Genomic DNA, 25,815 nt, shown 5'->3' with positions numbered 1-25,815 from the left:
ATTTGCGATAATCGACCTTTCTCTTCAACAAGATCGAGTCTTTCATGAACAAGCTGGCGCTGTATTTCCGCCTGATACGGCTGGACAAGCCTATCGGTACCGTATTGCTGCTGTGGCCCACCCTGTGCGCGCTGTGGCTGGCGCAGCAAGGCGTGCCGGACTGGCGGCTGCTGCTCATCTTCACTCTTGGCACTTTCCTGATGCGCTCGGCAGGCTGCGCCATCAATGACTACGCCGACCAGGATATCGACAAATTCGTCAAGCGCACGGCCGACCGCCCCATCACCAGCGGACGCATCAGCGGCAAGGAAGCGCTGGCCGTGGCCGGCGTACTGACCGTGCTGGCCTTTTGCCTGATCCTGCCCCTGAATGCGCTGACCAAGCAACTGTCGGTGGCCGCCGTCATCATCGCCGGCACCTATCCCTACTTCAAGCGCTTCTTTGCGATTCCGCAAGCGTACCTGGGCATCGCCTTCGGCTTCGGCATTCCCATGGGCTTTGCCGCCATCACGGATGCCGTGCCCGTCGTTGCCTGGCTGCTGCTGCTAGGTAATGTTTTCTGGGCCGTGGCCTACGACACGGAATACGCGATGGTCGACCGCGACGACGACTTGAAAATCGGCATCAAGACCTCGGCCATTACCTTCGGCCGCTACGACGTGGCCATCGTCATGCTGTGCTATGCCGTGTTTCTGCTGCTGTGGCTGGGATGCGGCTGGTACCTGGGCTTGCGTTACTGGTACGTCGCGGGCTTGCTGGTGGCGGCCGGCTGCGCCGTTTATCACTACACCCTGATCCGCGCACGCGAGCGTATGCCGTGTTTTGCGGCATTCCGGCATAATAACTGGCTAGGAGCAGCGGTGTTTGCGGGCGTGGTACTGGACTTTGCTTTCCGTTAAGCAACGATCCTTGCGCTGCGGCATCCCTTGAGGCGGCGCAAGACAGGCCTGGCCGCAGCTGCCTACACTGGCATTTCACTGTGCAGTTTCACTTCCATGAGGTAATACATGAGCTCGATACATACCGGAAAATCCAGCAGCGACAACATCCTCGCCGACGCCGACAAGGCCCGCGACAAACTGGTCGGCGACCTGAAAACCGTCATCAATGAAGCGGAAGGCTGGCTCGATGGCGCCAAGGATCAGACGGGCGAGAATGTCAAAGCCGTCAAGGACAAGTTCATCGCCACCCTGGAAACGGCCAAGAAAGACTTGATCAAGCTGGAAGAAGACTTGCTCGAACGTACCAAGAAGGCGGCCAAGGCCACCGACGAATACGTGCAGGACAATCCATGGAAAGCTGTCGGTGCGGGCGCCGTCGTCGGCGTGCTGTTCGGCCTGCTGCTCTCCTCGTCGCGCCGCTAGAAAGTAACCAGTAACGACGCCGTACCGACGGCGCAGGCCGTCTCCTGACGCGAAAGGCAGCATATGGCCATCATGCACCATGTCGCCCAAGTCGCAGCGACCCTCGCCGCCATCGTCCAGACCCGTCTGGCCCTGGCGGCCGTGGAAATGGAAGAAGAGTCGCTGCGCTTCCTGTCCTATCTGGCGCTGGCCATGCTGGCACTGCTGTGCCTGTTTGTCGGCCTCGTCCTGATCGTGTTCCTCGTCATCGTGCTGTTCTGGGATACGCACCGCATCGCCGCCATCGCCATCACGGCCGCCGTCTTCATCGGCGCCGCCATCGCCACCCTGCTGGGCGTGCGCGCCAGTTTCCGCAGCAAGCCGAAACTGCTGTCCTTCACACTTTCCGAACTGAACAAAGACCTGGACGAGCTGCAACTGCTGGCCCGCCGGGGAGCGGAGCGGCCATGACCACGCATCCCACCAAACTGTCGCATGTGCACACGGCCGCCAGCCTGGCGCAGCGGCGCGACGCGCTGCTGGCCGAATGCGCGCTGCAGCGCCTGGCCCTGGGCGTGCAGACCCGCCAATTGCTGGAACCGCTGACGGGCGGCAACTTGCGCCACACCCTGGCCACGCGTTTTAAAGTTCCCCTGATGGTGGGCGGCGCCGTGCTGGGCCTGGCGCTGGTGCGGCCGCGCCGCGTCCTGCCCCTGTTGCGGGCCAGCGGCGCGCTGCTCAAGCACGCGACGACCGCCCTGCCCGTCGTGCTGGCGCTGGCGCGGCGGTTCAGCAAGAAAGACACGCCGCCTTAAAATATTTTTTCCTGGCTGCATCCAAATGGCCGGCCCATGCGTAGTAATGGTATCAACCAGCCGGTTGAGCCAACTACCAGGAGCTTGCCATGCATGCCACCACCGCCCCACGCCATACCGCCCCTACGCTCACCGTCCTGTGCGCCGCCCTGCTCGTGGCCGCCTGCGCCCCCATGAGCGCGCGCTATTCGCAGGAACAATTGCCCAACGCAGTGAAAGTGCCCGATGGCCATCAGGTGGCCATGCAGACGGTGGGCGTGGGCAAGATCGCCTACGAATGCCGGGCGAAGAAAGACATGACGGGGCATGAATGGGTCTTCGTGGGACCGGACGCGGCCCTGAACGACCGCAGCGGCATGCAAGTGGGCACGTATGTGGGACCGCCCGCCACCTGGGCCAACCTGGACGGCTCGAAAGTGACGGCGACGCAAGTGGCCGTGGCACCGGCCGGCGCGGGCAATATCCCGTATCAGCTGGTGAAAGCCAATCCGGCAACTGGCAGCGGCGCCATGCAGGGCGTCAGCTACATCCAGCGCGTCGCCACCCGCGGCGGCGTGGCGCCAAGCAGCCCCTGCGGCATGGAGTCCGTCGGCGCCAAACAATGGGTGCCCTACCAGGCCGACTACATTTTTTGGAAATCGGCATAAATCCTTTCAAGCGACGGTTGGCAAGCGGATTTCTGACCTATACTCGGCCTTGAAAACTTGCTAACCGTTCACTCAACGATTGCGCCACCCTTGCCAGCCCCAGCCGCCCCCTACGATTACGATGCCGCCCTGCGCGCCTGCGCCCGGGGCGAGCAGCAGGCATTGCATGGCCTGTACCAGCAGGAAGCACGCTACCTGCTGGGCGTGGCCCTGCGCATCGTGCGCCAGCGGGCGCTGGCCGAAGACGTGCTGCACGACGCCTTCCTGAACATCTGGCGCCGCGCCGGCAGCTTCGACGCCACGCGCGGCAGCGGCAAGGGCTGGATCTATGTGGTGGTGCGGCACCAGGCGCTGAGCGTGGCGCGCGCCCGCGCCCATGAAGTATCGGCCGACGAGGATACCGTGGAAACCCTGCTGCATGAACGCGAAGGCAACGATGCCGACGCCACCTCGGACGCCTACGCCCTGCAGGCGAACATGGGCAAGCTGCACGATTGCCTCGGCCACCTGGACGAATCCAAGCGCAACAGCATCCTGTACGCCTATGTCGATGGCTGTTCCCACAGTGAAATCGCGCAGCGCCTGCAAGCGCCGCTGGGCACCGTCAAGGCATGGGTCAAGCGGGGCCTGGCCGCCTTGCGGGAGTGTATGGGATGATCAATAGCGACGAGGAATGGAAAAGGCTGGCCAGCGAATACGTGCTGGGCACCCTGGAGCTGGCCGAACGGGCGGCAGTGGAACAGCGCTTGCCGCGCGACGCCGCCTTGCGCGACGCCGTCGATGCCTGGGAACGGCGCCTGCTGCCCTTGACGACGCTGGCGCCAGCCGAGCCGCCCTCCGCCCAGCTGTGGCCGCGCATCAGCGCCAGCCTGTTCACGCCGCAAGCTGTCAAACAGGCGGGCGGCTGGCGGGCGTGGTGGAACAGCCTGGCATTCTGGAGAATACTGGCCGGCGGCAGCCTGGCGGCCACGGCCGCGCTGGCCGTGCTCGTTGCCGTGCAGCTGCAGGCGCCAGCCGGACCCGGCTACCTGGTGGTGCTGGTGGCGCCGCAGGATAAATCGCCGGGCTGGATCGTGCAGGCGGGCGGACGGGGCGGCAAGGACCGCGCCCTGAGCCTGATCCCGCTGGGCCCGACTAGCGTGCCGCAGCAGAAAGCCCTGCAATTCTGGACCAAGGGCAAGGACTGGGGCGCGCCCGTCTCGCTGGGCCTCGTCAAGCCGGGGCAAAGCCTCAAGCTGACCCTGGACAAGCTGCCGCCGCTGCAGCCGGAGCAATTGTTTGAAATCACCTTGGAGCCGGCAACCGGCTCGCCCACGGGCAGGCCGACGGGGCCGGTGCTTTACATCGGCCGCGCCGTCAAGGTCATCTGATTATTTACCCAGCTCGTCCCCCATCTCGCGTCCGCGCTGCGCGGCCGCCTTGATGCCCTTGACGATGGCCGCCTTGACGCCGCTCTCTTCCATGCTGGTCAAGGCCGCATAGGTCGTGCCGCCCTTCGACGTGACCCGCTCGCGCAGCAAGGACACGGGTTCGCTGGAGTTCGCCGCCAGCTGCGCCGCGCCCGTAAACGTGGCGATGGCCAGCTGCGTGCCCTGCTCCGGCGTCAAGCCCAGCTCGGCGGCCGCCTGCTGCATCGCTTCGATAAAGTAAAACACATAGGCGGGGCCGCTGCCGGACACGGCCGTGACGGGGTCGATCTTGGCTTCGTCAGCTAGCCAGACGGTCTGGCCGACGGCGCGCAGGATGGCGTCCGCCGTCTTTTTCTGTTCTTCGCTCACGCCGCCGCTGGCCACCATGCCCGTGATGCCCATGCCGATCAGGGCCGGCGTGTTCGGCATGCAGCGCACGATGGCGGGATAATCGCCGAGCCAGCGCGACAGGTCCGCGGCGCGGATGCCGGCCGCGATCGACAGGATCAATGGCGCCCGCTCGCCGTCGAGGAAAGGCAGCAATTGCGCCGCCACGTCGCGCATGCTTTGCGGTTTCACGGCCAGCACGATCACATCCACGCCGCGCAGCACGTCATTGGCGGACGTTGCCGTCGTGACGCCGAATTGCGCCTGCAGTTTTTCCAGCGCGGGCGCGTGCGGGTCGATCACGTGGATGTTGCCGCCCAGGGTCAGCTTGCCCGCCAGGCCGGCGATCAGGGCGGCGGCCATGTTGCCGCCGCCTACAAAGGCGATATTCAATTCTGTCGTCATGGCTATGCTTTCTATCAATCAGTTAAGAGTAATTGCGGGAACCGAAGATGGCGCTGCCCACGCGCACGATGGTGGCGCCTTCCAGCACGGCGGCGCGCAAGTCGGCCGACATGCCCATCGACAGGGTGTCGAGCGCCAGGCCTTCGGCCTTCAATTGTTCGTACAGCGCGCGCAATTGCGCAAACGCACGCCGCTGCAGGGCGACATCCGTTTCCGGCTCGGGAATGGCCATCAGGCCGCGCAGTCGCAGACGGGGCAGCCGCGCCACGGCATGCGCCAGCGCCGGCAAGTCAAACGGCGTCACGCCGCTCTTGCTCGCTTCGCCGCTGATATTGACTTGCAGACAAATATTCAGGTCCGGCAAGCCGGCCGGGCGCTGCTCGGACAGGCGGACAGCGATCTTTTCCCGTTCCACCGTGTGCACCCAGTCAAAATGTTCGGCGATGGGGCGCGTCTTGTTGCTCTGGATGGGGCCGATGAAATGCCATGCCGGGACATGCTGCGGCGCGGCCGCCTTCACCAAGGCGATCTTGTCGAGCGCTTCCTGCAGATAGTTTTCGCCAAACGCCGCCTGGCCAGCGCGCATGGCCGCCAGCACGGCGTCCGCGCCGAAGGTTTTCGAGACGGCCAGCAGGGTCACGTCCTCGGGCGCGCGCCGCGCCTCCAGGGCCGCCTGCGCAATACTGTCGCGCACGGCTTGCAAGTTCTGTTCGATTGTGGACATAATCATTTTCTAGTGTATAGGGGCGGCGGCACAGTGCGCCAGCCCATCAATGCAGGCACAGGGATTATAAATGGACATCTCCGAACTTCTCGCTTTCTCCGTCAGCAACAAGGCTTCCGACCTGCACCTGTCTTCCGGCCTGCCGCCGATGATACGGGTCCATGGCGACGTGCGCCGCCTGAACGTGGCGCCGCTCGAGCACAAGGAAGTGCACAGCATGATCTACGACATCATGAACGACAGCCAGCGCAAGGCGTATGAAGAAGCGCTCGAGTGCGATTTCTCGTTCGAGATTCCCGGCCTGGCCCGCTTCCGCGTCAACGCCTACAACCAGGAACGCGGCGCCTCGGCCGTGCTGCGCACGATTCCGTCGAAGGTGCTGAGCCTGGAAGACCTGAACGCGCCGCGCATCTTCGGCGAACTGGCCATGCGGCCACGGGGCCTCGTGCTGGTGACGGGCCCGACGGGTTCGGGTAAGTCGACCACCCTCGCGGCCATGGTGAACCACGTCAACGAGCGCCTGAATCACCATATTCTGACCATCGAAGACCCGATCGAATTCGTGCATGACCCGAAGAAATGCCTGATCAACCAGCGTGAAGTCGGTTCGCACACGCATTCGTTCAGCAATGCGCTGCGCTCGGCCCTGCGCGAAGACCCGGACGTGATTCTGGTGGGCGAATTGCGCGACCTGGAAACCATCCGCCTGGCGCTGACGGCGGCCGAGACGGGCCACCTGGTGTTCGGCACCCTGCACACCTCGTCGGCGGCGAAATCGATCGACCGCATCATCGACGTCTTCCCCGCCGAGGAAAAGGAAATGGTGCGCGCCATGCTGTCCGAATCCTTGCAAGCCGTCATTTCGCAGAACTTGCTCAAAACCAAGGACGGCGCCGGGCGCGTGGCCGCGCATGAAATCATGCTGGCCACGCCGGCCGTGCGCAACCTGATCCGCGAAGCGAAAGTGGCGCAAATGTATTCGGCCATCCAGACGGGCAGCAACGTGGGCATGCAGACGCTGGACCAGTGCCTCACCGACCTGGTGCGGCGCGGCACGATCTCGGCGGAAACGGCGCGCTCGGCCGCCAAGTCGCCTGAAAACTTCCCCGGATAAGCCATGCAGACGACGCACGAACACTATGGCGCCATGCACGCGCTGCTGGCGCAGATGCGCGCACAAGGCGGCTCCGACCTGTTCATCACGGCCGGCTTTCCGCCCGCCATCAAGCTCGACGGCAAGCTGACGCCGCTGGCGGGCGGCGCACTCACCGCGCAGCAGGCGGCCGGCTACGTGCGCGCCGTCATGAACGCGCGCCAGGCGGCCGAGTTCGAATCCAGCCGCGAAGCCAATTTCGCCATCAGTCCGGACGGCCTCGGGCGTTTCCGCGTGTCCGCCTTCGTGCAGATGGGCCAGGCAGGCATGGTCTTGCGACTCATCAATACCGCCATTCCCACGCTCGATGGGCTCGGTTTACCCGCCATCCTGCAAGACATCGTGATGAGCAAGCGGGGCCTCGTCATCATGGTGGGCGCCACGAGCTGCGGCAAGTCGACCACCCTGGCCGCCATGGTGGGCCACCGCAACGCGCACAGCCACGGCCACATCATCACCATCGAAGACCCCGTGGAATTCATCCATCCGCACGGCAACTGCATCGTCACCCAGCGCGAAGTGGGCGTCGATACGGACGACTGGGCCACGGCCCTGAAAAACACCCTGCGCCAGGCGCCCGACGTGATCCAGATCGGCGAAATACGCGACCGCGACACGATGGACCACGCCATCGCATTTGCCGAGACGGGCCACCTGTGCCTGGCCACCCTGCACGCGAACAATGCCAACCAAGCCTTGGACCGCATCATCAATTTCTTCCCCGAAGAGCGTCGCCAGCAATTGCTGATGGATTTGTCGCTGAATTTGAAGGGCATGATTTCGCAGCGCTTGATTCCCAACAAGGACGGCGGCGGGCGCAAGGCGGCGCTGGAAATCCTGCTCAACTCGCCGCTGATGAGCGACCTGATCTTCAAGGGCCAGGTGCACGAGATCAAGGAATTGATGAAAAAATCGCGCGAGCATGGCATGCAGACGTTCGACCAGGCCCTGTTCGATCTGCACGAAGCGGGCGCCATCACCTATGAAGACGCGCTGCGCAATGCGGACTCCGTCAACGACCTGCGCCTGGCGATCAAACTCAAGGGCGCAACGGCGCCCGAACCCGCCCCGCAAACGGGCGCCACCAAACTGGGACTCCTCTGACATGACCAGCATCCACGATTTCCAGGCCGAGGCGCTGGACGGCACGCCGATCGACCTGGCGCGCTACAAGGGCAAGGTACTGCTGATCGTCAACACGGCCAGCGCCTGCGGCTTCACGCCGCAATACCAGGGACTCGAAGCGCTGTACCGCGAATTCCACGCGCAAGGCCTGGTCGTGCTGGGCTTTCCCTGCAATCAATTCCGCCAGCAGGAACCGGGCTCGAACGCGGAAATCGGCGCCTTTTGCGAAAAGAACTTCGGCGTCACCTTTCCCCTGTTTGCCAAGATCGACGTGAATGGCCCGCATACGCACCCTGTATTTGCGCAATTAAAACAGGCGGCGCCCGGCATATTGGGCACGCAGTCGATCAAATGGAATTTCACCAAGTTTTTGGTGCGCAAGGATGGCAGCGTATTTCGCCGCTACGCGACGGCCAGCAAACCGGCCAGCCTGGCGGACGACATTCGGCAATTGCTACAGGAATAGCAATTCGACGGTTTGATTAAAAACAATAATTGCTCAAATCAATGAATCCGTGTTTATTTCATGCTTGACATCAATATTGTGTTTCCAATAGCAAATTTCGGTGATAATGTTTACATAATTATTCGCAGATATCGATCAAAAAACGATGCCAGTCTTTGGGAAAATATTATCTTCATGGATGCGGATGGGAATTTATTCCCGCCTCTTTCTTCCTATTTTTTTCCTCATACTCGCCGTTTCCGCCGTTCGCTATCACGCCCTGCTCGGCACGGAGACGGCGCTGGCCAATGCGCGCTACCAGAGCGATGCGCGGCAACTCGACCTGTTCCTCGCCAATAGCGTGCTGCCGCTGGCCGTGCACGCGGACAGTCATGCGATGCACGACAGCGTGCGCCAGGTACTGCGCAGCGCCCTGCCACTGAACCGCAGCCTCGTTTCCGCCCGCTGGGACACGGCTGGCGGGCATGTCGAGGTGCTGGCCGACAGCAAGCTTGGCGACACCCTGGCCACGGTGCCGGCGTGGTTCGCGCGCCTGGCGGGCATCAATGCCATCCGCAGCCGCCTGACGGTGGCGCTGCCGGACGGCGGCGACGGCACCCTGAACCTGCACTACACGCCCGGCCTGCCCCTGGCGCAAGTGTGGCACCGGGTGCGCGATCAAGCCGTCCTCAGCAGCATCAATATCGTGCTCGTCTTCCTGCTGCTGGGCTTGATCCTGGCCACGCACCGCAAGCTGCTGGCGCGGTTCGTGCAAGCGACCGACCGCTTCCGCGAAGGCAACTTCGCCGTGCGCCTGGCGGCCGGCGCCACGCCCGAGGCGCAAGCCGTGTCGCAGTCGTTCAACGGCATGGCCGGCGATATCGAAGAACTGTTGACCTCACTCAAGACCAGCCAGCGCCAGCTGGGCGAACAGCTGAATGAAACCGTGCACATGCAGCAGGCGCTGCAAAAGCTGTCCTGGCAAAACTACAATGATGTGCTGACGGGCCTGCCCAACCGCGCCGCGCTGGCCGCCCGCTTTGAACAGGAACTGTTCCTCGCGCGCGAACGCCAGCGCCTGCTGGCCGTCTGCCTGTTCGACCTCGATCATTTTCAGGCCATCAACGACCGCTACGGCGCCGAGGCGGGCGATGAAATCCTCAAGCAGGTAGCGGGCCGCCTGCACGGCTTCACGGGCCAGGTCCACTACGCGGCGCGCCTGGGCGGCGATGAATTCGTCATGCTGCTGTGCGGCCAGGCCAGCATCGCCTGCATCGAACAGAACGTCACGCAGCTGATGGCTGAGCTGAGCCGGCCCTACCAGTGCGACCAGCAGGCGCTGCACATGACGGCCAGCGCCGGCATCGCCGTCTACGCGGGCAAGGACCTGAATACGGAAAGCCTGCTGCGCCACGCCGACCACGCCGTCTACCAGGCGAAATTGACGGGGCGCAACCAGTACCACTTCTTCGACACCAACCTCGACGAGGAAGTACGCACCCACCACAACCAGCGCACGGAAGTGCGCCACGCCCTGATCAACGGCGAACTGCGGCTGTACTACCAGCCCAAGGTGAATATGCGCGCCGGCACGGTGGTGGGCATGGAAGCGCTGCTGCGCTGGCAGCATCCGCGCCGCGGCGTGCTGGCGCCGGCGCAATTCCTGCCGCTGGTGGAACAGACGGATTTGATCATCGACATCGGCGAATGGGTACTGCGCCAGGCCCTGTGGCAGATGCAGCGCTGGAGCGCGACCGGCAAGCACTGGGTGGTCAGCGTGAACATCGCGGCGCGCCATTTCCAGCAACCGGACTTCGTCTCGCGCCTGGAAACCATCCTCGGCGAATTTCCCGGCGTGCGCGCGAGCATGCTGGAACTGGAAATCCTCGAATCGTCGGCCCTGCACGACATCGAGGACGTGCGCCGCATCATCCGCGCCTGCCAGGCGCTGGGCATCACGTTCGCGCTCGACGATTTCGGCACCGGCTATTCGTCGATGTCCTACCTGAAACGCCTGCCGGCCAACATCGTCAAGATCGACCAGAGCTTCGTGCGCAATATGCTCAACGACCGCGACGACCTGCACCTGGTGCGCGCCGTCATCGGCCTGGCCCGCTCCTTCAGCTTGACGGTGATCGCCGAAGGCGTGGAAAGCGTCGAGCATGGCGCGCGCCTGATCCAGCTGGGCTGCGACCTGGCGCAAGGCTACGGCATCGCCCGCCCCATGCCGGCCGACGCCGTGCTGGAGTGGGCCAACACTTTCATCCCTGCGCCGCAATGGCGCATCGCGCAGTACAGCGAAATACCTATCTGACGGACGTCAAGGCCGAGTCGATCAGCTCGATCCAGTGCCGCACCGGCGTCTGCGTGCCGGACTGCAAATGGCTCAGGCAGCCGATATTGGCCGACACGATCATCTCCGGCTCGCACGCTTCCAGCTTGGCCACCTTGTTGTCGCGCAGTTGCTGCGACAGTGCCGGCTGCAGGATCGAATACGTGCCCGCCGAACCGCAGCATAAATGGCTGTCCGCGCACAGGCGCACGTCGACGCCGACGGCGCGCAGCACCTGCTCCACCTTGCCGCGCACCTGCTGGCCGTGCTGCAGGGTGCAGGGCGGGTGATACGCCACTCTTTTTCCGATGCGCCCCTTCAGCAACGCCGCCAGCTCGTTTTCAAACGCCGGCATGATCTCGGACAGATCGCGCGTCAGTGCCGCGATGCGCCGCGCCTTGTCCGCATACTGCGCGTCGTGCGCCAGCAGATGGCCGTATTCCTTGACCGTGGCGCCGCAGCCGGACGCCGTCATGACGATGGCTTCGGCGCTGTCTACGCAGTCTACGTAGGGCCACCAGGCGTCGATATTGCGGCGCATGTCGTCCAGCGCCGCGTCCTGGTCGTTCAGGTGATGGCGCAGCGCGCCGCAGCAGCCCGCCTTCGGCGCGACGATCAGCTGCACCCCGAGCGCGTCGAGCACGCGCGCCGTGGCCGCGTTGATGTTCGGCGACATGGCCGGCTGCACGCAGCCGTCGAGCAGCAGCATGGTGCGCGCATGCCGGCGCGCGGGCCATGCGCCGGCCTTTTCACCGGGACGCAGCTTGTCCTGCAAGCCTTGCGACAGCAGCGGGCGCAGCGCCTGGCCCGCCTTGTACACGGGCGTAAACAGCCAGCGGCGCGGCAAGGCTTCCTTCAGGGCGAAGCGCAAGGCGCGCTCGCGCAAGGGACGCTGCACGCGCTGCTCGACGACGTTGCGGCCGATGTCGACCAGGCGCCCGTACTGCACCCCGGACGGACAGGTCGACTCGCAATTGCGGCAGGTCAGACAGCGGTCCAGGTGCGTCTGCGTCTTGGCCGTGACGGGCGCGCCTTCGAGCACTTGTTTGATCAGGTAGATGCGCCCGCGGGGGCCATCGAGTTCGTCGCCCAGCAACTGGTAGGTGGGACAGGTGGCCGTGCAAAAGCCGCAATGCACGCAGGCGCGCAGGATGGCTTCGGCTTCGTCGCCTGCCGGCGTATTCTTGATGAAATCGGCGAGATTGGTTTGCATGCGCGCTCAATACATTCTGTGCGGGTTGAAGATGCCGGCCGGGTCGAAAGCTTGCCGCAGGCGCTGGTGGATTTTTTCAACGGCCGGCGCCAGCGGATGGAATACGCCCACGGCCTTGTCGCCGCCGCGGAACAGGGTGGCGTGGCCGCCAGCCGCAGCCACGGCCTGGCGGATGTGCTGCGTCCCGGCCGCATCGGCGTCGGCGTCGAGCTTGAGCCAGCGCTGCGCCCCGCCCCACTCGATCAACTGGCGTCCCTTGACAATCACGGCGCTGGCGTGCGGCGGCAGCGACAGGCGCCACAGGCTGCCCGCGCCCGCAAAGAAGGCGTGCGTCTGCTCGCGCACGGACAGCCAGAAGGCGGCCGCGTCATCGGGCGCCAGCACCTCGCCGCCCAGCGCGTGCAGCGCCGCCGACACGGCCGCCTCGGCGCCGGACAGGCGCACCGTCAACACGCCGTCATGCCAGCAGCTGGCCGAAATGGGCAGCGGCTTGCCCGCCCATTCATTGAGCATGCGCAAGGCGGCGATTTCCGCGCACGCCACGCGCAAGGTCGCTTCGCGCAGCGGCAGGGGCAGCACCTTCAGCGACACTTCCAGGATCAGGCCCAGGGTGCCCAGGGATCCCGCGAGCAGGCGCGAGACATCGTAGCCGGCCACGTTTTTCATCACCTGCCCGCCAAAGGCCAGGCGTTCGCCGTGGCCATCCATCAGCACGGCGCCCAGGACGAAATCGCGCAGCGCGCCCGCGCTGGCGCGGCGCGGGCCGGACAGGGCGCTGGCGACGACGCCGCCCACCGTGGCGCCCGGCCCGAAATGGGGCGGCTCGAAGGCCAGCATCTGGTTGCGCGCGGCCAGCGCCGCCTCGATCTCGGCAAGCGGCGTGCCGCAGCGGGCCGTGATCACCAGCTCCGTCGGTTCATAGTCGATGATGCCCGCATACGCGCGCGTATCGAGCACCTCGCCTGCCAGCTGCTGGCCATACCAGTCTTTCGTGCCGCCGCCGCGCAGGCGCAAGGGCTTGCCTGCCGCGCTGGCCGCCAGAATCTGCTGCCTGAATTGTTCCGCTATCGCTTGCAATGGGGTCTCCGGAGAATTAAAAACGGGGCAGGTTGGCGAACGGCAGGCGCCCCGCCGTCACATGCATCTTGCCGAATTCGGCGCAGCGGTTCAAGGTGGGAATCGCCTTGTCCGGGTTCAGCAAGGCGTGGGGATCGAAGGCGCGCTTGACGGCAAAGAAGGCATCGAGTTCGGCGCGCGTAAATTGCACGCACATGGAATTGATCTTTTCCATGCCCACGCCATGTTCGCCCGTGATGGTGCCGCCCACGGCCACGCACAGGGCCAGGATGTCCGCGCCAAACGCTTCGGCGCGCTCGAATTCGCCGGGCATGTTGGCGTCGAACAGGATCAGCGGGTGCAGATTGCCGTCGCCCGCGTGGAACACGTTGGCGCAGCGCAAGCCATGCGTCGTTTCCATGCCGGCGATGCCCGTCAGCACTTCCGCCAGGCGCTTGCGCGGGATGGTGCCGTCCATGCAGTAATAGTCGGGCGAGATGCGCCCGGCGGCGGGAAACGCGTTCTTGCGACCGGACCAGAACTTCATGCGCTCCGCTTCCGACTGCGAGACGGCGATGGCGCTGGCGCCCGCGCCTTCCAGCACGGCCGTCATGCGGGCGATTTCCTCTTCCACTTCCTCGTGCGTGCCGTCCGCTTCGCACAGCAAAATGGCGGCCGCGTCGATGTCGTAGCCGGCCTTGACGAACGGCTCGACCATGCGCGACGAGGTCTGGTCCATCATTTCCAGCCCCGCCGGGATGATGCCGGCGGCGATCACGTTGGCCACCGCATTGCCGCCCGTGACGACGTCGTCAAAGGACGCCATGATGACCCTCGCCGTGGCCGGTTTCGGTATCAGTTTCACCGTCACTTCCGTGACGATGCCCAGCATGCCTTCGGAACCGATGAAGACGGCCAGCAGATCCAGGCCGGGCGAGTCCAGGCATTCGCCGCCCAGTTCCAGCACGTCGCCATCGATGGTGACGACGCGCACGCGCAGCACGTTGTGCACGGTCAAACCGTATTTCAGGCAATGCACGCCGCCCGAGTTTTCCGCCACGTTGCCGCCGATGCTGCAGGCGATCTGCGACGACGGGTCGGGCGCGTAGTACAGCGCGTGGGGCGCGGCCGCTTCGGAAATGGCCAGGTTGCGCACGCCCGGCTGCACCACGGCCGTGCGTGCATAGGCGTCGAGGCGCACGATGCGGTTCAGGCGCGCCGTCGACAGCACCACGCCGTCGGCAATCGGCAAGGCGCCGCCAGACAATCCCGTGCCCGCGCCGCGCGGCACGATCGGCACGCCAAGTTCGCGGCAGACGCCGAGGATGGCGATGACCTGCTCCTCCGTGTCCGGCAGGGTCACCACCATCGGCAACTGGCGGTAGGCGGCCAGGCCGTCGCATTCGTACGGGCGCGTATCTTCGGCGTCGGACAGCACGCAGCGGGCCGGCAGCACGGTCAGCAGGGCCGCGACGACGGCTTGCTGGCGCGCGGCGGTCAATCCGGATTCAGGGGCGGCATTGAGCATAAGATGGGGGGCAAGAGGCATGGGCGTGCAACGATTGTAAGCACAAAAGTGGCGCGCACCGTACTTTTTTGTCCGATTTGCCGGCAAATCCGGCGCCGGGCGGCGCACAGTGTCGTATGCTGCCCCCATTCTTCTTTACAGGATCAGCATCATGGGCAACCGACTTTCGAAAATCGCCACGCGCACGGGCGACAATGGCAGCACCGGCCTGGGCGACGGCAGCCGCACCAGCAAGGACAATGTCCGCATCCACGCCATGGGCGACGTGGACGAACTGAACTCGCATATCGGCTTGCTGCTGTGCGAAGCCATGCCCGACGCCTTGCGCGAGGAACTGGTGGCCATCCAGCACGACCTGTTCGACCTGGGCGGAGAAATCTGCATCCCCGGCTACCAGCTGATCAAGGAAGAGCACGTGCTGCGCCTCGACGACCTGCTGGCGAAATACAATGCGGACTTGCCGGCCCTCTCCGAATTCATCCTGCCGGCCGGCTCGCGCGCCGCCTCGCTGGCGCATGTGTGCCGCACCGTGTGCCGCCGCGCCGAGCGCAGCATCGTCGCGCTGGCCAATGCGGAGCCCCTGCACGAACATCCGCGCCAGTACGTCAACCGCCTGTCGGACCTGCTGTTCGTGCTGTCGCGCGTGCTCAACCGCTTTGCCGGCGGCAGCGACGTGCTGTGGCGGCATGACCGCACGCGGGGATAGAATCAAAAACGGCGATGCCGGTCTAACCGCATCGCCGTGCCTTTCCCGCTGACCGGGTGTTACTTAGCCGCAGGCCTGCAGACACGCTTTATTGGCGCGGACGCATGAAGGAACACTGAACTCCATGACGCAGGCATCGAGCGCCATATAGCACTCGGATTGGCATTCCGATATGTCGGCGGTACTGCTGGCCATGGCATACGAGGCGCTGACGCCCGTGGCAAACAAAAAGAAACCCAGCTTTTTGAACATAAGCACTCCTTTGTGGCGATAAGGGACGGCAGGATGGATGAAGTGATGCAGCCGGCCTGGCCAGCGTCCAGGCCAGCCGGCAAACTTTATTGAATGCTAATCTTGCGCGCAGCGGTCATAGCACATCTGATGAATCTTGGTGCAGGCGCCTGGCGACCTCGGATGGTCGGTCATGCACTGGTCCAGCCCTTCATCGCATTGCGTATAGCATTCCGGCCCGCCGCCAGCAATCGCATACGAAGCGCTGACGCCCATGGCAAACAAAAAGAAACCCAGTTTTTTAAACATTGGTACTCCTTATTGAATATCAGACGATGAGCAACATCCATGGCGCGCCGTCCCTTACGCGCCATCCATAACTTGGGATTGCGTCCAGGCGTCAAGCACGCGGCGGGCGCAGGCATTCCTTCTGGCAAGCCTGATAATTTTCCATGCAGGCCGGCTGGCCGAATTCCACGCAATCGAGCAGGTTGCGTTCGCAGACAAAAGTGCAGTCAGGACCAAATGCCTGGGCACTGAAGGACAGCGCGGCGCCGGTGGCAAACAGGAAAGCGGCAATTTTTTTGAACATGGTCAGCCTTTCAAGTTAACAATTGGAGCGTCAGATTTTCTTCAGCGCCGCTTCCAGCGCGCCCGCATTGAAACCCTGGATCTTGCGGTTGCCGATCAACACCACGGGCACGCCGCCGCCGCCGAGTGCTTCATGGGCTTTTTTCGCGTCCGGGGATTTCTCGATATCGAGATCGACGAAGTCGATCTTGTTTTCCTTGAAGTACGCGCGCGTCTTGGCGCAATAGCCGCACCAGTCCGTGCCGTACAGCACCACTTTCGCCTGGGCATTCGGGAAGTACGCCGCGTAATTGCCCTCGGTGTAATTCGACTTGAGCAAGCCAGGTAACAAGGACAGGCCATAACCGCTGCCCAGGCCGGCAGCGAGGATCAAGCCATACATGGCGATGGTTTTCATTTTTTTCTGCATCATAGGTATCAGAGACGTAGATGATCGAGGGCGGCCGACGCAGCATGCGCCTGCCGGCCGCCTGGCAATGCACGGAGATCAGGAGCCGATGTCGCAGACCCGCAGACAGGCTTTGTAACTGCCGATGCAAAATGGGGATCTGTCGCCATTTTGCATCGTGCATTCCCGCAGCTCCTCCTCGCAGGTAGAGCAGCCGATATCGGAAGCCATGGCATAGGAAGCGCTCAATCCCAGAGTGAAAATAAGTGCTGCAATCTTTTTCATTTACTACTCTCCATGTGAGCGATTGCCTCAGGCAATCGCGGCAGACCAGTCGTAAAAAAAACCAGACAGATTTCGTCATTGCTTGCTACGAAAACGAATATAGACCGCACTTATTTTAGAGTCAACGTTTCCTTTCGATAAATTCCCAGTTTGGAAAATATACCGGCAAAGCGCATGGAATGTGGAATTTGGAGAGATTGGGAGGCGCCAAACGTCTATACAATATCGGCGCCGCAAGCAGGAGAGGCCGGTTGCGGGCGCAGCCGGCCGGCGGCCATATTCAGGCCGGCACAGGCAGGCTCACGGGCTGCACATGCACATGTTCGCGCAATAATCCACGCAGCAACTGCACCTGGGCCACCGCGTCGGCTTGCAGGGCCGTCAAGCCCTCGGCAACGCAGGGACCAGGCGCGCCGGCATCGGCGTCACCGCGCAGCAAGGCATCGATTTCCCCGCTGACGGCGGCGATCCAGTGTTGCAATTCGGGCGGCGCAGGCTCAGCCTGCGGGCTCAGACTGATGCGCGCCGTGCTGCCCGCCACGCGGCGCAGCAGCGGCAAGGTGCGCAGCGCCGCCAGGCCCACGCCGCTGCTGCGGTCGAGGCGGCGCTCGATGCGCAAGCGCTGCAAGACCTGTTCCGCGTTATTGCTGGCCAACCCCGCCTCGCGGCGCAGGCGCGCGATGGCGCTATCCCATTTACCACCGGCCGCCAGCACGGCCAGCAGGTATTTCAGGTTGGCCGATACGGCTTTCGCCAGGCGCTGGTCCAGGTCGTCCGCCTCGCGGTCCGGCCACAGGAAAAACGTGGCCAGCAGGGCCAGCACGCAGCCGAGCACATTGTTGCCCAGGCGGCTCATTGCATACACCATCTCGCTGGCCGGCGCCGCATAGTCGGCCACCAGCACGAAGGCCGGCGTCATGAACAGCACGTGCAGGCTGTAGCTGACGCGGCGCAAGGCCATGGTGGCGACGATCAGGGGAAACACCACCAGCGAGATACCCAGCGGCGTGTAAATGACGAGGCCGATCAGCACGGCCAGCACGGCGCCCAGCACGCTGCCCGCCACGCGTTCGATGCCGCGCGGCCAGGTGGTCGATACGGACGGCTGCAAGATCAATAAGGTGGCCATGGTGGCCCAGTAGCCGAAGGGAATGTGCAAGGTCTCGACCAGCAGGAAGCCGGCCGTCGTCGCCAGCGACACGCGCGCCGCGTGGCGCCAGCTCAGCGACTGCGGCGTGGCGTTGACTTTCGCCGTTTGCCACGCCTGCCCCAGCGCCAGGAAGGCCGCCTCGCGCCACGGCAGCTGCGCCGCGCGCGGCAAGCCCAGCTCCATGAATTCGACGTTCAGGCGCAAGGGCAGCAAGGCGCCCAGCGCCGCTTCCAGGCGCCGTCCGCAGCCGGCCAGGCGACGCTGCAGTTCCAGGGGCGGCGTTTCCGGCTGGCGCTGCACGGCTTGCCCGAGGCGGCGCAGCAGCACGGCCATCACTTCCAGGCTGCGCCGCGCGCGCGGGTCCTGGCGCAGCCGGTGCTGCTCGCGCTCGCACGTATGCGTGACGGCAATGAGGTAGGCGAAGATGCGCTCGGCGTCGCTGAGCGCCAGCAGCAGGTTGTCGTACAGGGCGCTGCGGCCCGCGCGCGCGGGCGGCACGGCGGCCAGCGCCACGCGCGCCGCTTCCAGCGCGGCGCGGGCCTGCGAACGGTAGCTGGCGCCATGCGCGGCCGCGTCCGGCAATGCCGGGCCCTGTTCCAGGAAGCGCGCATTGTCGCGCGCGATGCCGGCCAGGCGCGAATACGCGGCACGGATGGCGCGCCTGCTGGGGCCGAACGGGTGGATGCGCCACACCGTAAAGCTGAGCACGGTGGCAAACAGGCAGCCGAACATGTACAGGCCCAGGAAAGGCGCCGTCTGCGTCATCGATGCCAATGGGTGCGTGACCATCACCACGCAGGCCGTGGCCGCCAGGATGGCCACCTGCGCCGTGGCCGCGCCCCAGATGCGCGCCAGCGCCCCGGCCCAGGAAAACAGCAGCACGGCGATGGCCGCCGCCACCACGCCATGGCCGGCCGCCAGCGCCGTCAGGCCGCCCGCCACGGTCGACAGCAAGCCAAAGCCCACCATCGACACGAAGCGCATGCGCCGTGTGCCGGCCGCGTCGGCCAGGCAGGTCCAGAAGGCGCCGATGGCGGCCCAGGAAAAATCGGGTTGGTCGAACAGCAGGCCCAGCAGCAGCATGGCGCTCGAGGCACAGGCGGCGCGCAAGCCTTCGGACAGATTCGTTTCGTCGATGGCCAGGCTGACCATCCACAGGGGTCGGCGCTGCGCCAGGGTATCGGTATAGGCGTGCATGCCCGTCAGCCAGCGGCTGGCCAGCATGCGGGAACGGCGGTGGAGTTTCCTGAAATGCAAGATCGGCTTTGAAAGGGTATCAAAGCGTCATCGTAGCATTCCCGGACGAAAAATGTTGCAGTGCAGCGTAAAATCCCTGCGGGCGAAAAAAAAGCGCCACCGCGGTGTCGCTTTTTTTCTCGTGCCCGGGCGTCTTAGCTGACCATCGCCAGGCGCGGCCCTGCTGCCGGGAAACGCTGTTCGATCGACGCGGCGATGCCGGCAGCGTCCAGGCCCACGCTTTTCAGCAGCTGCACGGGGTCGCCATGGTCGATGAAGGTGTCGGGCAAGCCCAGCATCAAAATCGGCTTGACGATGCCCTCCGCCGCCAGAGCCTCGGCCACGGCCGAACCGGCGCCGCCCATGATGCAGCCCTCTTCCACCGTCACCAGGTAATCGTGTTCTGCGGCAAGCTGTTTCACCAGCGCCACGTCGAGCGGCTTGACGAAGCGCATGTTGGCCACCGTCGCGTCGAGCTTGTCGCCCGCCGCCATTGCCGGCGCCACCATCGAACCGAAGGCCAGGATGGCGATGCGCTTGCCGTGGCGCTTGGTCTCGCCCTTGCCGATCTCGATGCTGGTCAGTTCCGGCACGATGGCCACGCCGGCGCCGGCGCCGCGTGGATAGCGGATGGCGGCCGGGCCCGGATAATGGTAGCCCGTGGTGAGCATTTGACGGCATTCGTTTTCGTCCGACGCGGCCATGACGACCATGTTCGGGATGCAGCGCAGGAACGCCATGTCGTAATTGCCTGCGTGGGTGGCGCCGTCGGCGCCCACCAGGCCGGCGCGGTCCAGCGCGAACGTCACGTCCAGGTTTTGCAGCGCCACGTCGTGGATCAGCTGGTCGTAGGCGCGCTGCAGGAAGGTGGAATAGATGGCCACGACGGGTTTCAAGCCTTCGCAAGCCAGGCCCGCGCCAAACGTCACGGAATGCTGCTCGGCGATGCCGACGTCAAAGTAGCGGTTGGGGAACTGCTGTTCGAACTTCACCATGCCCGAGCCTTCGCGCATGGCCGGCGTGATGCCCACCAGGCGCTTGTCGTGCGCGGCCATGTCGCACAGCCAGTTGCCGAACACTTCCGTGTACGTCATCTTGCCCGGCGCCGTGGCCGGCTTGATGCCTTCCAGGGGATTGAATTTCGGCGTGCCGTGGTACAGGATAGGCTCCGCCTCGGCCAGCTTGTAGCCCTGCCCCTTCTTGGTCACCACGTGCAGGAATTGCGGGCCCTTCAATTGCTTGATATTTTGCAAGGTCGGGATCAGCGAATCGAGGTCGTGGCCATCGATGGGGCCGATGTAGTTAAAACCGAATTCCTCGAACATGGTTGCGGGCACGACCATGCCTTTGGCGTGCTCTTCGAAGCGTTTCGCCAGTTCCAGCACGGGGCCGGGCAAGACGGACTTGCCGACATTTTTCGCTGCTGCATAGAACTGGCCCGACATCAGGCGCGCCAGGTGGCGGTTCAGCGCGCCCACGGGCGGCGAGATCGACATGTCGTTGTCGTTCAGGATCACCAGCAGGTTGACGTCTTCCTGCACGCCCGCATTGTTCATCGCCTCGAACGCCATGCCGGCCGTCATCGAGCCGTCGCCAATCACGGCGATCGCATGCAGCGGGTCGCCCTTGATCTTGGCCGCTTGCGCCATGCCCAGCGCGGCGGAAATGGACGTCGACGAGTGCGCCGTGCCGAAGGTGTCGTATTCGCTCTCGTCGCGCTTCGGGAAGCCGGAGATGCCATCCTTCTGGCGCAAGGTGTGCATGCGCTCGCGGCGGCCCGTGAGGATCTTGTGCGAATAGGTCTGATGGCCCACATCCCAGACGATGCGGTCGTGCGGCGTGTTGAAGACGTAATGCAGCGCGACGGTCAGCTCGACCGTGCCCAGGTTGGACGACAGGTGGCCGCCCGTCTTGGAGACGGAGTCGAGCAGGAAACTGCGCAATTCCTGCGCCAGCGGCACCAGTTGCGAGCGGGCCAGCTTGCGCACTTGCGCTGGTTCATTGATGGTTTCTAACAGTTTCATTTATGCCTTCCGCTGCACGACCAGGTCCGCCAGCTCGCGCAGACGGCGTGCCTGGTCCCCGAATGGCGCCAGCGCCGCATGGGCGTCGCACCGCAATTGTTCTGCCAGGGCTCTCGATGGTTCCAGCCCCAGTATCGATACGTAAGTAGGCTTGTTGGCGGCCGCATCCTTGCCCGCCGTCTTGCCCAGGGTGGCCGAGTCGGCCGTTGCGTCGAGCACGTCGTCGACCACCTGGAACGCCAGCCCGACGGCGCGCGCATAGGCGTTCAGCGCCGTCATCTCGTCTGGCGTCAAGTCCTTGCCGGCCAGCGCGCCGAGAATCACGGCCGCGCGCAGCAAGGCGCCCGTTTTCAGTTGATGCATCTGTTCCAGCTGCGGCAAGGTCAAGGCCAGGCCGACGCTGTCGAGGTCGATCGCCTGGCCGCCGCACATGCCGCCTGACCCGGAGGCGTGCGCCAGCAGCTTGACCATGGCCATTTGCCGCGCCGGCGGAATGGCCGCGCCATCGGCCAGCAGCATGAACGCCTGCGATTGCAGCGCGTCGCCGACCAGCAGGGCCGTCGCTTCGTCGTAGGCGATGTGCACGGTGGGCTTGCCACGGCGCAAGGCATCGTCATCCATGCACGGCATGTCGTCATGCACGAGCGAATACACGTGAATCATTTCCAGCGCGCAAGCTGCGCGCGCGAGGGTATCTTGATCGGCATCAAACAATTCGCCAGCCGCCATCACCAGCAGCGGGCGCACGCGCTTGCCGCCGCCCAGCAGCGCATAGCGCATGGCCGCGTGCAGCTTGTGCGGTACGGCGTCAAGCGCAGGCAAAAATTGGTCGAGCCGGCTTTCCACGCCAGACTGGGTCGCTTGCATCCAGTCGCCGAAGGTCACGCCATCCTGTTGCACGCTGGCCATCATTGGGCGGCCTCGCCGGCATCCACGAACGGTTTCAACATGTCGCCTTCCAATACTTTCACCTGCGCTTCGACGCTGTCGAGCTGGCTTGCGCAATACTTGACCAGTTCCGAGCCGCGCTGATACGCCGCGACCGATGCTTCCAGCGGCAACTGGCCCGCTTCCATTTGCGTTACCAGCTGCGCCAGTTCCGCCATCGCCTCTTCAAACGAGGCCGGCGCTGCGGCAGCGGCAGTTAATTTCTTCGACATAGACTCAGATCTCTTCGTGGCACGAGGGGCTTGTAGGGAGACGCCGGGGACTCCCGGCCAGCATAGAAGCGTTATTTTAGAACAAACCACACTATTAAGTGAAAACTTAAGCGCAATCGACGCGCTCAAAGTCAATAGCGTTGCCAGCTTGTCAGTGGATTTTAGCCGAATACCCCCTTGCTACCGGAAATTGCGCGCCAAATGACAATGTTTCTCATTAAAAGCGTATTTACCGGGCGGGTTTGATAATGCCGAGGCCGATCCGCGCTATAATCGCCGGTTCTGTCCGAAATACCGTTTCAACAAATTTGAATTCAGGTCTTTGCGGATTCTTTCTCTCTGTAGCGGTTGCCCAGGGAATGGCCTGGGGCACTGCTGACCGTTGTACATTTATGGGGGGTTGGGATGTCCGATCTGGCTACTCACGCCAAGCTGGCGCGTTCAAACGCGCAACTTCCGGTCCACGTCTATTTTGACGAAACGCTGTTGCAGCGTGAAATGCAGCAATTGTTCCAAGCCGGCCCGCGTTATGTCGGGCATGCGCTGATGGTGCCGGAAACCGGCGATTTTGCGACCCTGGCGTCTGAGAACGAAGGGCGTATGCTCGTGCGCAACGCCAACGGCATCGAAGTGCTGTCCAACGTATGCCGCCACCGGCAGGCGCTGATGTTCAATGGCCGCGGCAACGCGAACCATATCGTCTGCCCGCTGCACCGCTGGACCTACGACCTCAAGGGTGAATTGATCGGCGCGCCGCATTTCCCCGAGACGCCGTGCCTGAACCTGTCGAAAACGCCGCTGCAAAGCTGGAATGGCTTGCTGTTCGAGCAAAATGGCTACAACGTGATGGAAAAATTGAAAGATTTGTCCGTCTCGAAAGACCTCGATTTCTCCGGCTACATGTTCGACCACGTGGAAATTCACGAGTGCGACTACAACTGGAAGACTTTCATCGAAGTCTACCTCGAGGATTATCACGTGGAACCGTTCCACCCGGGCCTGGGCAGCTTCGTCAGCTGCGACGACCTGCGCTGGGAATTCGGCAAGGATTACAGCGTGCAGACGGTGGGCGTGCACCGCGGCCTGCAGCAAGCCGGCTCGCCTGCCTACAAGAAATGGCAGGAGCAGGTGCTGCAATTCCGTGGCGGCGAAGCGCCGCCGTATGGCGCCATCTGGCTGACCCTGTATCCGAACATCATGGTCGAATGGTATCCGCACGTGCTGATCGTCTCGACCCTGTGGCCAGACGGTCCGCAAAAGACGCGCAACGTGGTGGAGTTCTATTACCCGGAAGAAATCGTGCTGTTCGAGCGCGACTTCGTCGAAGCGGAACGGGCCGCCTACATGGAAACCTGCGTCGAGGACGATGAAATCGCCCAGCGCATGGATGCGGGCCGCAAGGTCCTGATGCAGCGCGGCGTGAACGAAGTGGGCCCTTACCAATCGCCGATGGAAGACGGCATGCAGCATTTCCATGAGTGGTACCGCAGCAATATCGAACTGTAACTCCCTCAAGGGCCGCATTGCGCGGCCTTTTTCATTTTCATCGTCAGGATTTACTCATGCAATCTTTATGGATGCTGTTTGCCAGCTTTATGTTCGCCATCATGGGCGTGTGCGTGAAACTGGCCTCGGAGATGTATTCGACGTCCGAAATCGTCATGTACCGCGGCATCATCGGCATGATCGTCATGAGCTGCACGATTTTGTACCAGGGCGGCAGTTTTAAAACCACGATGCCGGGCCAGCATCTGTGGCGCGGCGTGGTGGGCGTGATCGCCCTGTGGCTGTGGTTTTATGCCATCGCCATCCTGCCGCTGGCCACGGCCATGACGCTCAATTACATGGCGCCCATCTGGATTGCCGTGATTTTGCTGGTGGGCGGCTGGTGGAAAGGCATGCAACAGGTCGAGTGGCCGCTGGTGGCGGCCATTGCCATGAGCTTTGTCGGCGTGACCCTGCTGCTGCAACCGGTGTTCGAGACGGACCAGGCGGCTGGCGCCATCACGGCCCTGATTTCCGGCATGCTGTCGGCCCTCGCCTATTTGCAGGTGCGCAAGCTGGGCCTGCTGGGCGAACCCGAATACCGGGTCGTGTTTTACTTCTCGGTCGTCAATTTCCTGGCCGGCGTGATCGGCCACGTGGCCAGCGCCGGCGGCGGCCCCGTCGTCTGGCATGCACACACGAGCGCCTACGGCATCGGTTTGCTGGCCGCCATCGGCCTGTGCGCCACCATGGCACAGATGGCCATGACGCGCGCCTACCGCCTGGGCAAGACCCTCGTGGTTGCCAATTTACAGTACACGGGTATCGTCTTTTCAAGCTTCTGGGGCGTGGTGATCTTTGGCGACCTGTTCGACTGGCATGGCTGGACCGGCATCGCCATCATTCTCGCCTCCGGTATCGCGGCAACCTATTACAATACCCGCAACACGGCCCGTGGCGCCGCCATCGCGCGCACGGATCCCATCGCCAGCGAAGTGTAAAGGAGCGTTGCTGATGTACACCACCTTGATCCAGGCCAGCGAACTGGCCAGCCACCTGAATGACAGCCGCTGGGTCATCCTCGATTGCCGCCACGACTTGCTCAATCCGACCGCCGGCAGCGACGCGTTTGCCGCCGGCCACATCCAGAACGCGCAGTTCGCCGATATCGACACGGCCCTGTCCGGCCCCAAGACGGCGCGCGGCCCGGCCTTCACGGGACGCCATCCCCTGCCCGACCGCAACGCCCTGCTGGCCACCTTGCGCGGCTGGGGCATCAACGACGACACGCAAGTGGTCGCCTATGACGGCCAGGGCGGCATGTTCGCCGCGCGCCTGTGGTGGCTGCTGCGCTGGGTCGGCCACCCGGCCGTCGCCGTACTCGACGGCGGCCTGGCCGCCTGGCAGGCGCAGGGTTTACCGCTGGTCACGCCGGTGGCGCCCCGCCCTGCCGGCAATCTGACGGAAAAAGCCAGCCTGACGCGCACGGTCACGGTGCAGGACGTCATCGCCAACCTGGAAACCCGGGCCTTGACGGTGATCGATGCGCGCGCGCCCGACCGTTACCGGGGAGAAAACGAAACCATCGACCCCGTGGGCGGCCATATCCCCGGCGCGAAAAACCGTTTCTTCAAGGATAACCTGCAGACGGACGGCCGCTTCAAATCCGCTAAAGAACTGGAGCAGGAATTCGCGGGCCTAATCAGCACGGCTGAATCTACTATCCTGCAATGCGGCTCCGGCGTGACGGCCTGCCACAACCTGCTGGCCCTGGAAGTGGCCGGTTTGCCTGGCGCGGCCCTGTATCCAGGTTCGTGGAGCGAATGGTGCGCCGATCCGGCGCGGCCTGTGGCGATGGGCTGTCCAGTCCTAAAATAGGTTGACAGTATTTATTGCTGCACAAACGCCCGATGCACCGCATCGGGCGTTTTGTACTTCAAGGCCATATGTGGTCGTTCCTGGTTGTATATCCGCACC

General features: G+C 63.9%; 30 protein-coding genes. 15 read left to right on the top strand and 15 right to left on the bottom strand.

From position 1 onward, the window contains the following. Positions 1 to 44: 44 nt before the first annotated feature. From ubiA to ACQ4W4_RS22700, 7 genes are all read left to right on the top strand, one after another. Complete coding sequence (ubiA, locus tag ACQ4W4_RS22730; RefSeq protein WP_436543884.1) at positions 45 to 899, top strand: 4-hydroxybenzoate octaprenyltransferase; 855 nt, start codon at positions 45 to 47, stop codon at positions 897 to 899. Positions 900 to 1,007: 108 nt separating this feature from the next. Next, entirely contained in the window at positions 1,008 to 1,364 is a 357-nt protein-coding gene (locus ACQ4W4_RS22725) for an ElaB/YgaM/YqjD family protein (RefSeq protein ID WP_436543883.1), read from the top strand. Between the two features lie 72 nt (positions 1,365 to 1,436). Next, positions 1,437 to 1,814: a phage holin family protein gene (locus ACQ4W4_RS22720; protein WP_436543882.1), complete on the top strand. Its 378-nt coding sequence runs from the start codon at positions 1,437 to 1,439 to the stop codon at positions 1,812 to 1,814. Continuing rightward, a complete protein-coding gene (locus ACQ4W4_RS22715) occupies positions 1,811 to 2,158 on the top strand; it encodes a hypothetical protein (RefSeq protein ID WP_436543881.1) in 348 nt (115 codons plus the stop codon). The genes ACQ4W4_RS22720 and ACQ4W4_RS22715 overlap by 4 nt, the downstream gene beginning before the upstream one ends. A gap of 89 nt (positions 2,159 to 2,247) precedes the next feature. Next, complete coding sequence (locus tag ACQ4W4_RS22710) at positions 2,248 to 2,805, top strand: DUF3455 domain-containing protein (RefSeq protein WP_436543880.1); 558 nt, start codon at positions 2,248 to 2,250, stop codon at positions 2,803 to 2,805. Between the two features lie 90 nt (positions 2,806 to 2,895). Then, entirely contained in the window at positions 2,896 to 3,462 is a 567-nt protein-coding gene (locus ACQ4W4_RS22705; protein ID WP_436543879.1) for a sigma-70 family RNA polymerase sigma factor, read from the top strand. Then, positions 3,459 to 4,175: an anti-sigma factor gene (locus ACQ4W4_RS22700; protein WP_436543878.1), complete on the top strand. Its 717-nt coding sequence runs from the start codon at positions 3,459 to 3,461 to the stop codon at positions 4,173 to 4,175. Before ACQ4W4_RS22705 ends, ACQ4W4_RS22700 begins: the two co-directional genes overlap by 4 nt. Here ACQ4W4_RS22700 and proC read toward each other — a convergent pair whose 3' ends face one another. Then, a complete protein-coding gene (gene proC / locus ACQ4W4_RS22695) occupies positions 4,176 to 5,006 on the bottom strand; it encodes a pyrroline-5-carboxylate reductase (RefSeq protein ID WP_436543877.1) in 831 nt (276 codons plus the stop codon). 22 nt (positions 5,007 to 5,028) lie between these two features. Beyond that, entirely contained in the window at positions 5,029 to 5,730 is a 702-nt protein-coding gene (locus ACQ4W4_RS22690) for a YggS family pyridoxal phosphate-dependent enzyme (RefSeq protein WP_436543876.1), read from the bottom strand. A 70-nt stretch (positions 5,731 to 5,800) separates the two neighbouring features. Between ACQ4W4_RS22690 and ACQ4W4_RS22685 the strand changes: the two genes are divergently transcribed. From ACQ4W4_RS22685 to ACQ4W4_RS22670, 4 genes are all read left to right on the top strand, one after another. Next, positions 5,801 to 6,844 (top strand): type IV pilus twitching motility protein PilT, encoded by a 1,044-nt coding sequence (locus ACQ4W4_RS22685; RefSeq protein ID WP_436543875.1) that lies wholly within the window; start codon positions 5,801 to 5,803, stop codon positions 6,842 to 6,844. Positions 6,845 to 6,847: 3 nt separating this feature from the next. Continuing rightward, positions 6,848 to 7,987, top strand: coding sequence for a PilT/PilU family type 4a pilus ATPase (locus ACQ4W4_RS22680; RefSeq protein WP_436543874.1), 1,140 nt, complete (start codon positions 6,848 to 6,850; stop codon positions 7,985 to 7,987). A 1-nt stretch (position 7,988) separates the two neighbouring features. Continuing rightward, positions 7,989 to 8,474, top strand: coding sequence for a glutathione peroxidase (locus ACQ4W4_RS22675; protein WP_436543873.1), 486 nt, complete (start codon positions 7,989 to 7,991; stop codon positions 8,472 to 8,474). 184 nt (positions 8,475 to 8,658) lie between these two features. Then, positions 8,659 to 10,767 (top strand): putative bifunctional diguanylate cyclase/phosphodiesterase, encoded by a 2,109-nt coding sequence (locus tag ACQ4W4_RS22670; protein WP_436543872.1) that lies wholly within the window; start codon positions 8,659 to 8,661, stop codon positions 10,765 to 10,767. Here the strand turns inward: ACQ4W4_RS22670 and glcF are convergent. The 3 genes from glcF to ACQ4W4_RS22655 are packed head-to-tail and all read right to left on the bottom strand — an operon-like array spanning position 10,760 to position 14,582. Further along, positions 10,760 to 11,998: a glycolate oxidase subunit GlcF gene (gene glcF / locus ACQ4W4_RS22665; RefSeq protein WP_436543871.1), complete on the bottom strand. Its 1,239-nt coding sequence runs from the start codon at positions 11,996 to 11,998 to the stop codon at positions 10,760 to 10,762. The two genes, ACQ4W4_RS22670 and glcF, sit on opposite strands and share 8 nt — an antisense overlap. Positions 11,999 to 12,004: 6 nt before the next feature. Continuing rightward, entirely contained in the window at positions 12,005 to 13,075 is a 1,071-nt protein-coding gene (glcE, locus tag ACQ4W4_RS22660; RefSeq protein WP_436543870.1) for a glycolate oxidase subunit GlcE, read from the bottom strand. 16 nt (positions 13,076 to 13,091) lie between these two features. Continuing rightward, positions 13,092 to 14,582 (bottom strand): FAD-linked oxidase C-terminal domain-containing protein, encoded by a 1,491-nt coding sequence (locus ACQ4W4_RS22655; RefSeq protein WP_436543971.1) that lies wholly within the window; start codon positions 14,580 to 14,582, stop codon positions 13,092 to 13,094. Positions 14,583 to 14,733: 151 nt separating this feature from the next. Here ACQ4W4_RS22655 and ACQ4W4_RS22650 point away from each other — a divergent pair, with 151 nt between their 5' ends. After that, on the top strand, positions 14,734 to 15,288 hold the full coding sequence (locus ACQ4W4_RS22650; RefSeq protein ID WP_436543869.1) for a cob(I)yrinic acid a,c-diamide adenosyltransferase: 555 nt from the start codon (positions 14,734 to 14,736) through the stop codon (positions 15,286 to 15,288). A 63-nt stretch (positions 15,289 to 15,351) separates the two neighbouring features. Here ACQ4W4_RS22650 and ACQ4W4_RS22645 read toward each other — a convergent pair whose 3' ends face one another. The 9 genes from ACQ4W4_RS22645 to ACQ4W4_RS22605 all read right to left on the bottom strand — a co-directional run bounded on the left by ACQ4W4_RS22645 (position 15,352) and on the right by ACQ4W4_RS22605 (position 22,353). After that, positions 15,352 to 15,540 carry a hypothetical protein gene (locus tag ACQ4W4_RS22645; protein WP_099665483.1) on the bottom strand — a complete coding sequence of 63 codons (189 nt, stop codon included), beginning with the start codon at positions 15,538 to 15,540 and terminating at the stop codon, positions 15,352 to 15,354. Between the two features lie 96 nt (positions 15,541 to 15,636). Continuing rightward, positions 15,637 to 15,828 carry a hypothetical protein gene (locus tag ACQ4W4_RS22640; RefSeq protein WP_436543868.1) on the bottom strand — a complete coding sequence of 64 codons (192 nt, stop codon included), beginning with the start codon at positions 15,826 to 15,828 and terminating at the stop codon, positions 15,637 to 15,639. A gap of 91 nt (positions 15,829 to 15,919) precedes the next feature. Further along, positions 15,920 to 16,111 (bottom strand): hypothetical protein, encoded by a 192-nt coding sequence (locus tag ACQ4W4_RS22635; RefSeq protein WP_436543867.1) that lies wholly within the window; start codon positions 16,109 to 16,111, stop codon positions 15,920 to 15,922. Positions 16,112 to 16,141: 30 nt separating this feature from the next. Continuing rightward, positions 16,142 to 16,507: a glutaredoxin family protein gene (locus ACQ4W4_RS22630; protein WP_436543866.1), complete on the bottom strand. Its 366-nt coding sequence runs from the start codon at positions 16,505 to 16,507 to the stop codon at positions 16,142 to 16,144. Positions 16,508 to 16,597: 90 nt separating this feature from the next. Continuing rightward, on the bottom strand, positions 16,598 to 16,783 hold the full coding sequence (locus tag ACQ4W4_RS22625) for a hypothetical protein (RefSeq protein ID WP_436543865.1): 186 nt from the start codon (positions 16,781 to 16,783) through the stop codon (positions 16,598 to 16,600). A gap of 280 nt (positions 16,784 to 17,063) precedes the next feature. Next, complete coding sequence (locus ACQ4W4_RS22620; protein ID WP_436543864.1) at positions 17,064 to 19,157, bottom strand: FUSC family protein; 2,094 nt, start codon at positions 19,155 to 19,157, stop codon at positions 17,064 to 17,066. A 167-nt stretch (positions 19,158 to 19,324) separates the two neighbouring features. After that, positions 19,325 to 21,193 (bottom strand): 1-deoxy-D-xylulose-5-phosphate synthase, encoded by a 1,869-nt coding sequence (dxs, locus tag ACQ4W4_RS22615; protein ID WP_436543863.1) that lies wholly within the window; start codon positions 21,191 to 21,193, stop codon positions 19,325 to 19,327. Then, positions 21,194 to 22,105: a polyprenyl synthetase family protein gene (locus ACQ4W4_RS22610; protein WP_436543862.1), complete on the bottom strand. Its 912-nt coding sequence runs from the start codon at positions 22,103 to 22,105 to the stop codon at positions 21,194 to 21,196. After that, positions 22,102 to 22,353: an exodeoxyribonuclease VII small subunit gene (locus ACQ4W4_RS22605; protein ID WP_034784821.1), complete on the bottom strand. Its 252-nt coding sequence runs from the start codon at positions 22,351 to 22,353 to the stop codon at positions 22,102 to 22,104. Before ACQ4W4_RS22605 ends, ACQ4W4_RS22610 begins: the two co-directional genes overlap by 4 nt. A 405-nt stretch (positions 22,354 to 22,758) precedes the next feature. Between ACQ4W4_RS22605 and ACQ4W4_RS22600 the strand changes: the two genes are divergently transcribed. From ACQ4W4_RS22600 to ACQ4W4_RS22590, 3 genes are read left to right on the top strand one after another with little or no spacing between them, the layout of a single operon-like run. Then, positions 22,759 to 23,859: an aromatic ring-hydroxylating oxygenase subunit alpha gene (locus tag ACQ4W4_RS22600; protein WP_436543861.1), complete on the top strand. Its 1,101-nt coding sequence runs from the start codon at positions 22,759 to 22,761 to the stop codon at positions 23,857 to 23,859. A 56-nt stretch (positions 23,860 to 23,915) separates the two neighbouring features. Further along, on the top strand, positions 23,916 to 24,839 hold the full coding sequence (locus ACQ4W4_RS22595; protein WP_436543860.1) for a DMT family transporter: 924 nt from the start codon (positions 23,916 to 23,918) through the stop codon (positions 24,837 to 24,839). A gap of 13 nt (positions 24,840 to 24,852) precedes the next feature. Continuing rightward, positions 24,853 to 25,716: a sulfurtransferase gene (locus ACQ4W4_RS22590; RefSeq protein ID WP_436543859.1), complete on the top strand. Its 864-nt coding sequence runs from the start codon at positions 24,853 to 24,855 to the stop codon at positions 25,714 to 25,716. Positions 25,717 to 25,727: 11 nt separating this feature from the next. Here the strand turns inward: ACQ4W4_RS22590 and ACQ4W4_RS27575 are convergent. Next, positions 25,728 to 25,815: integrase core domain-containing protein (locus ACQ4W4_RS27575; RefSeq protein ID WP_495542793.1), on the bottom strand; the 88-nt coding region annotated here is incomplete at its 5' end.

It is taken from the genome of Janthinobacterium glycogeni, assembly GCF_051380725.1.
GTDB lineage: Bacteria > Pseudomonadota > Gammaproteobacteria > Burkholderiales > Burkholderiaceae_D > Janthinobacterium.
The sequence above is the reverse complement of the archived record's forward strand: the minus strand, read 5'-3'. Positions and strand labels throughout refer to the sequence as shown.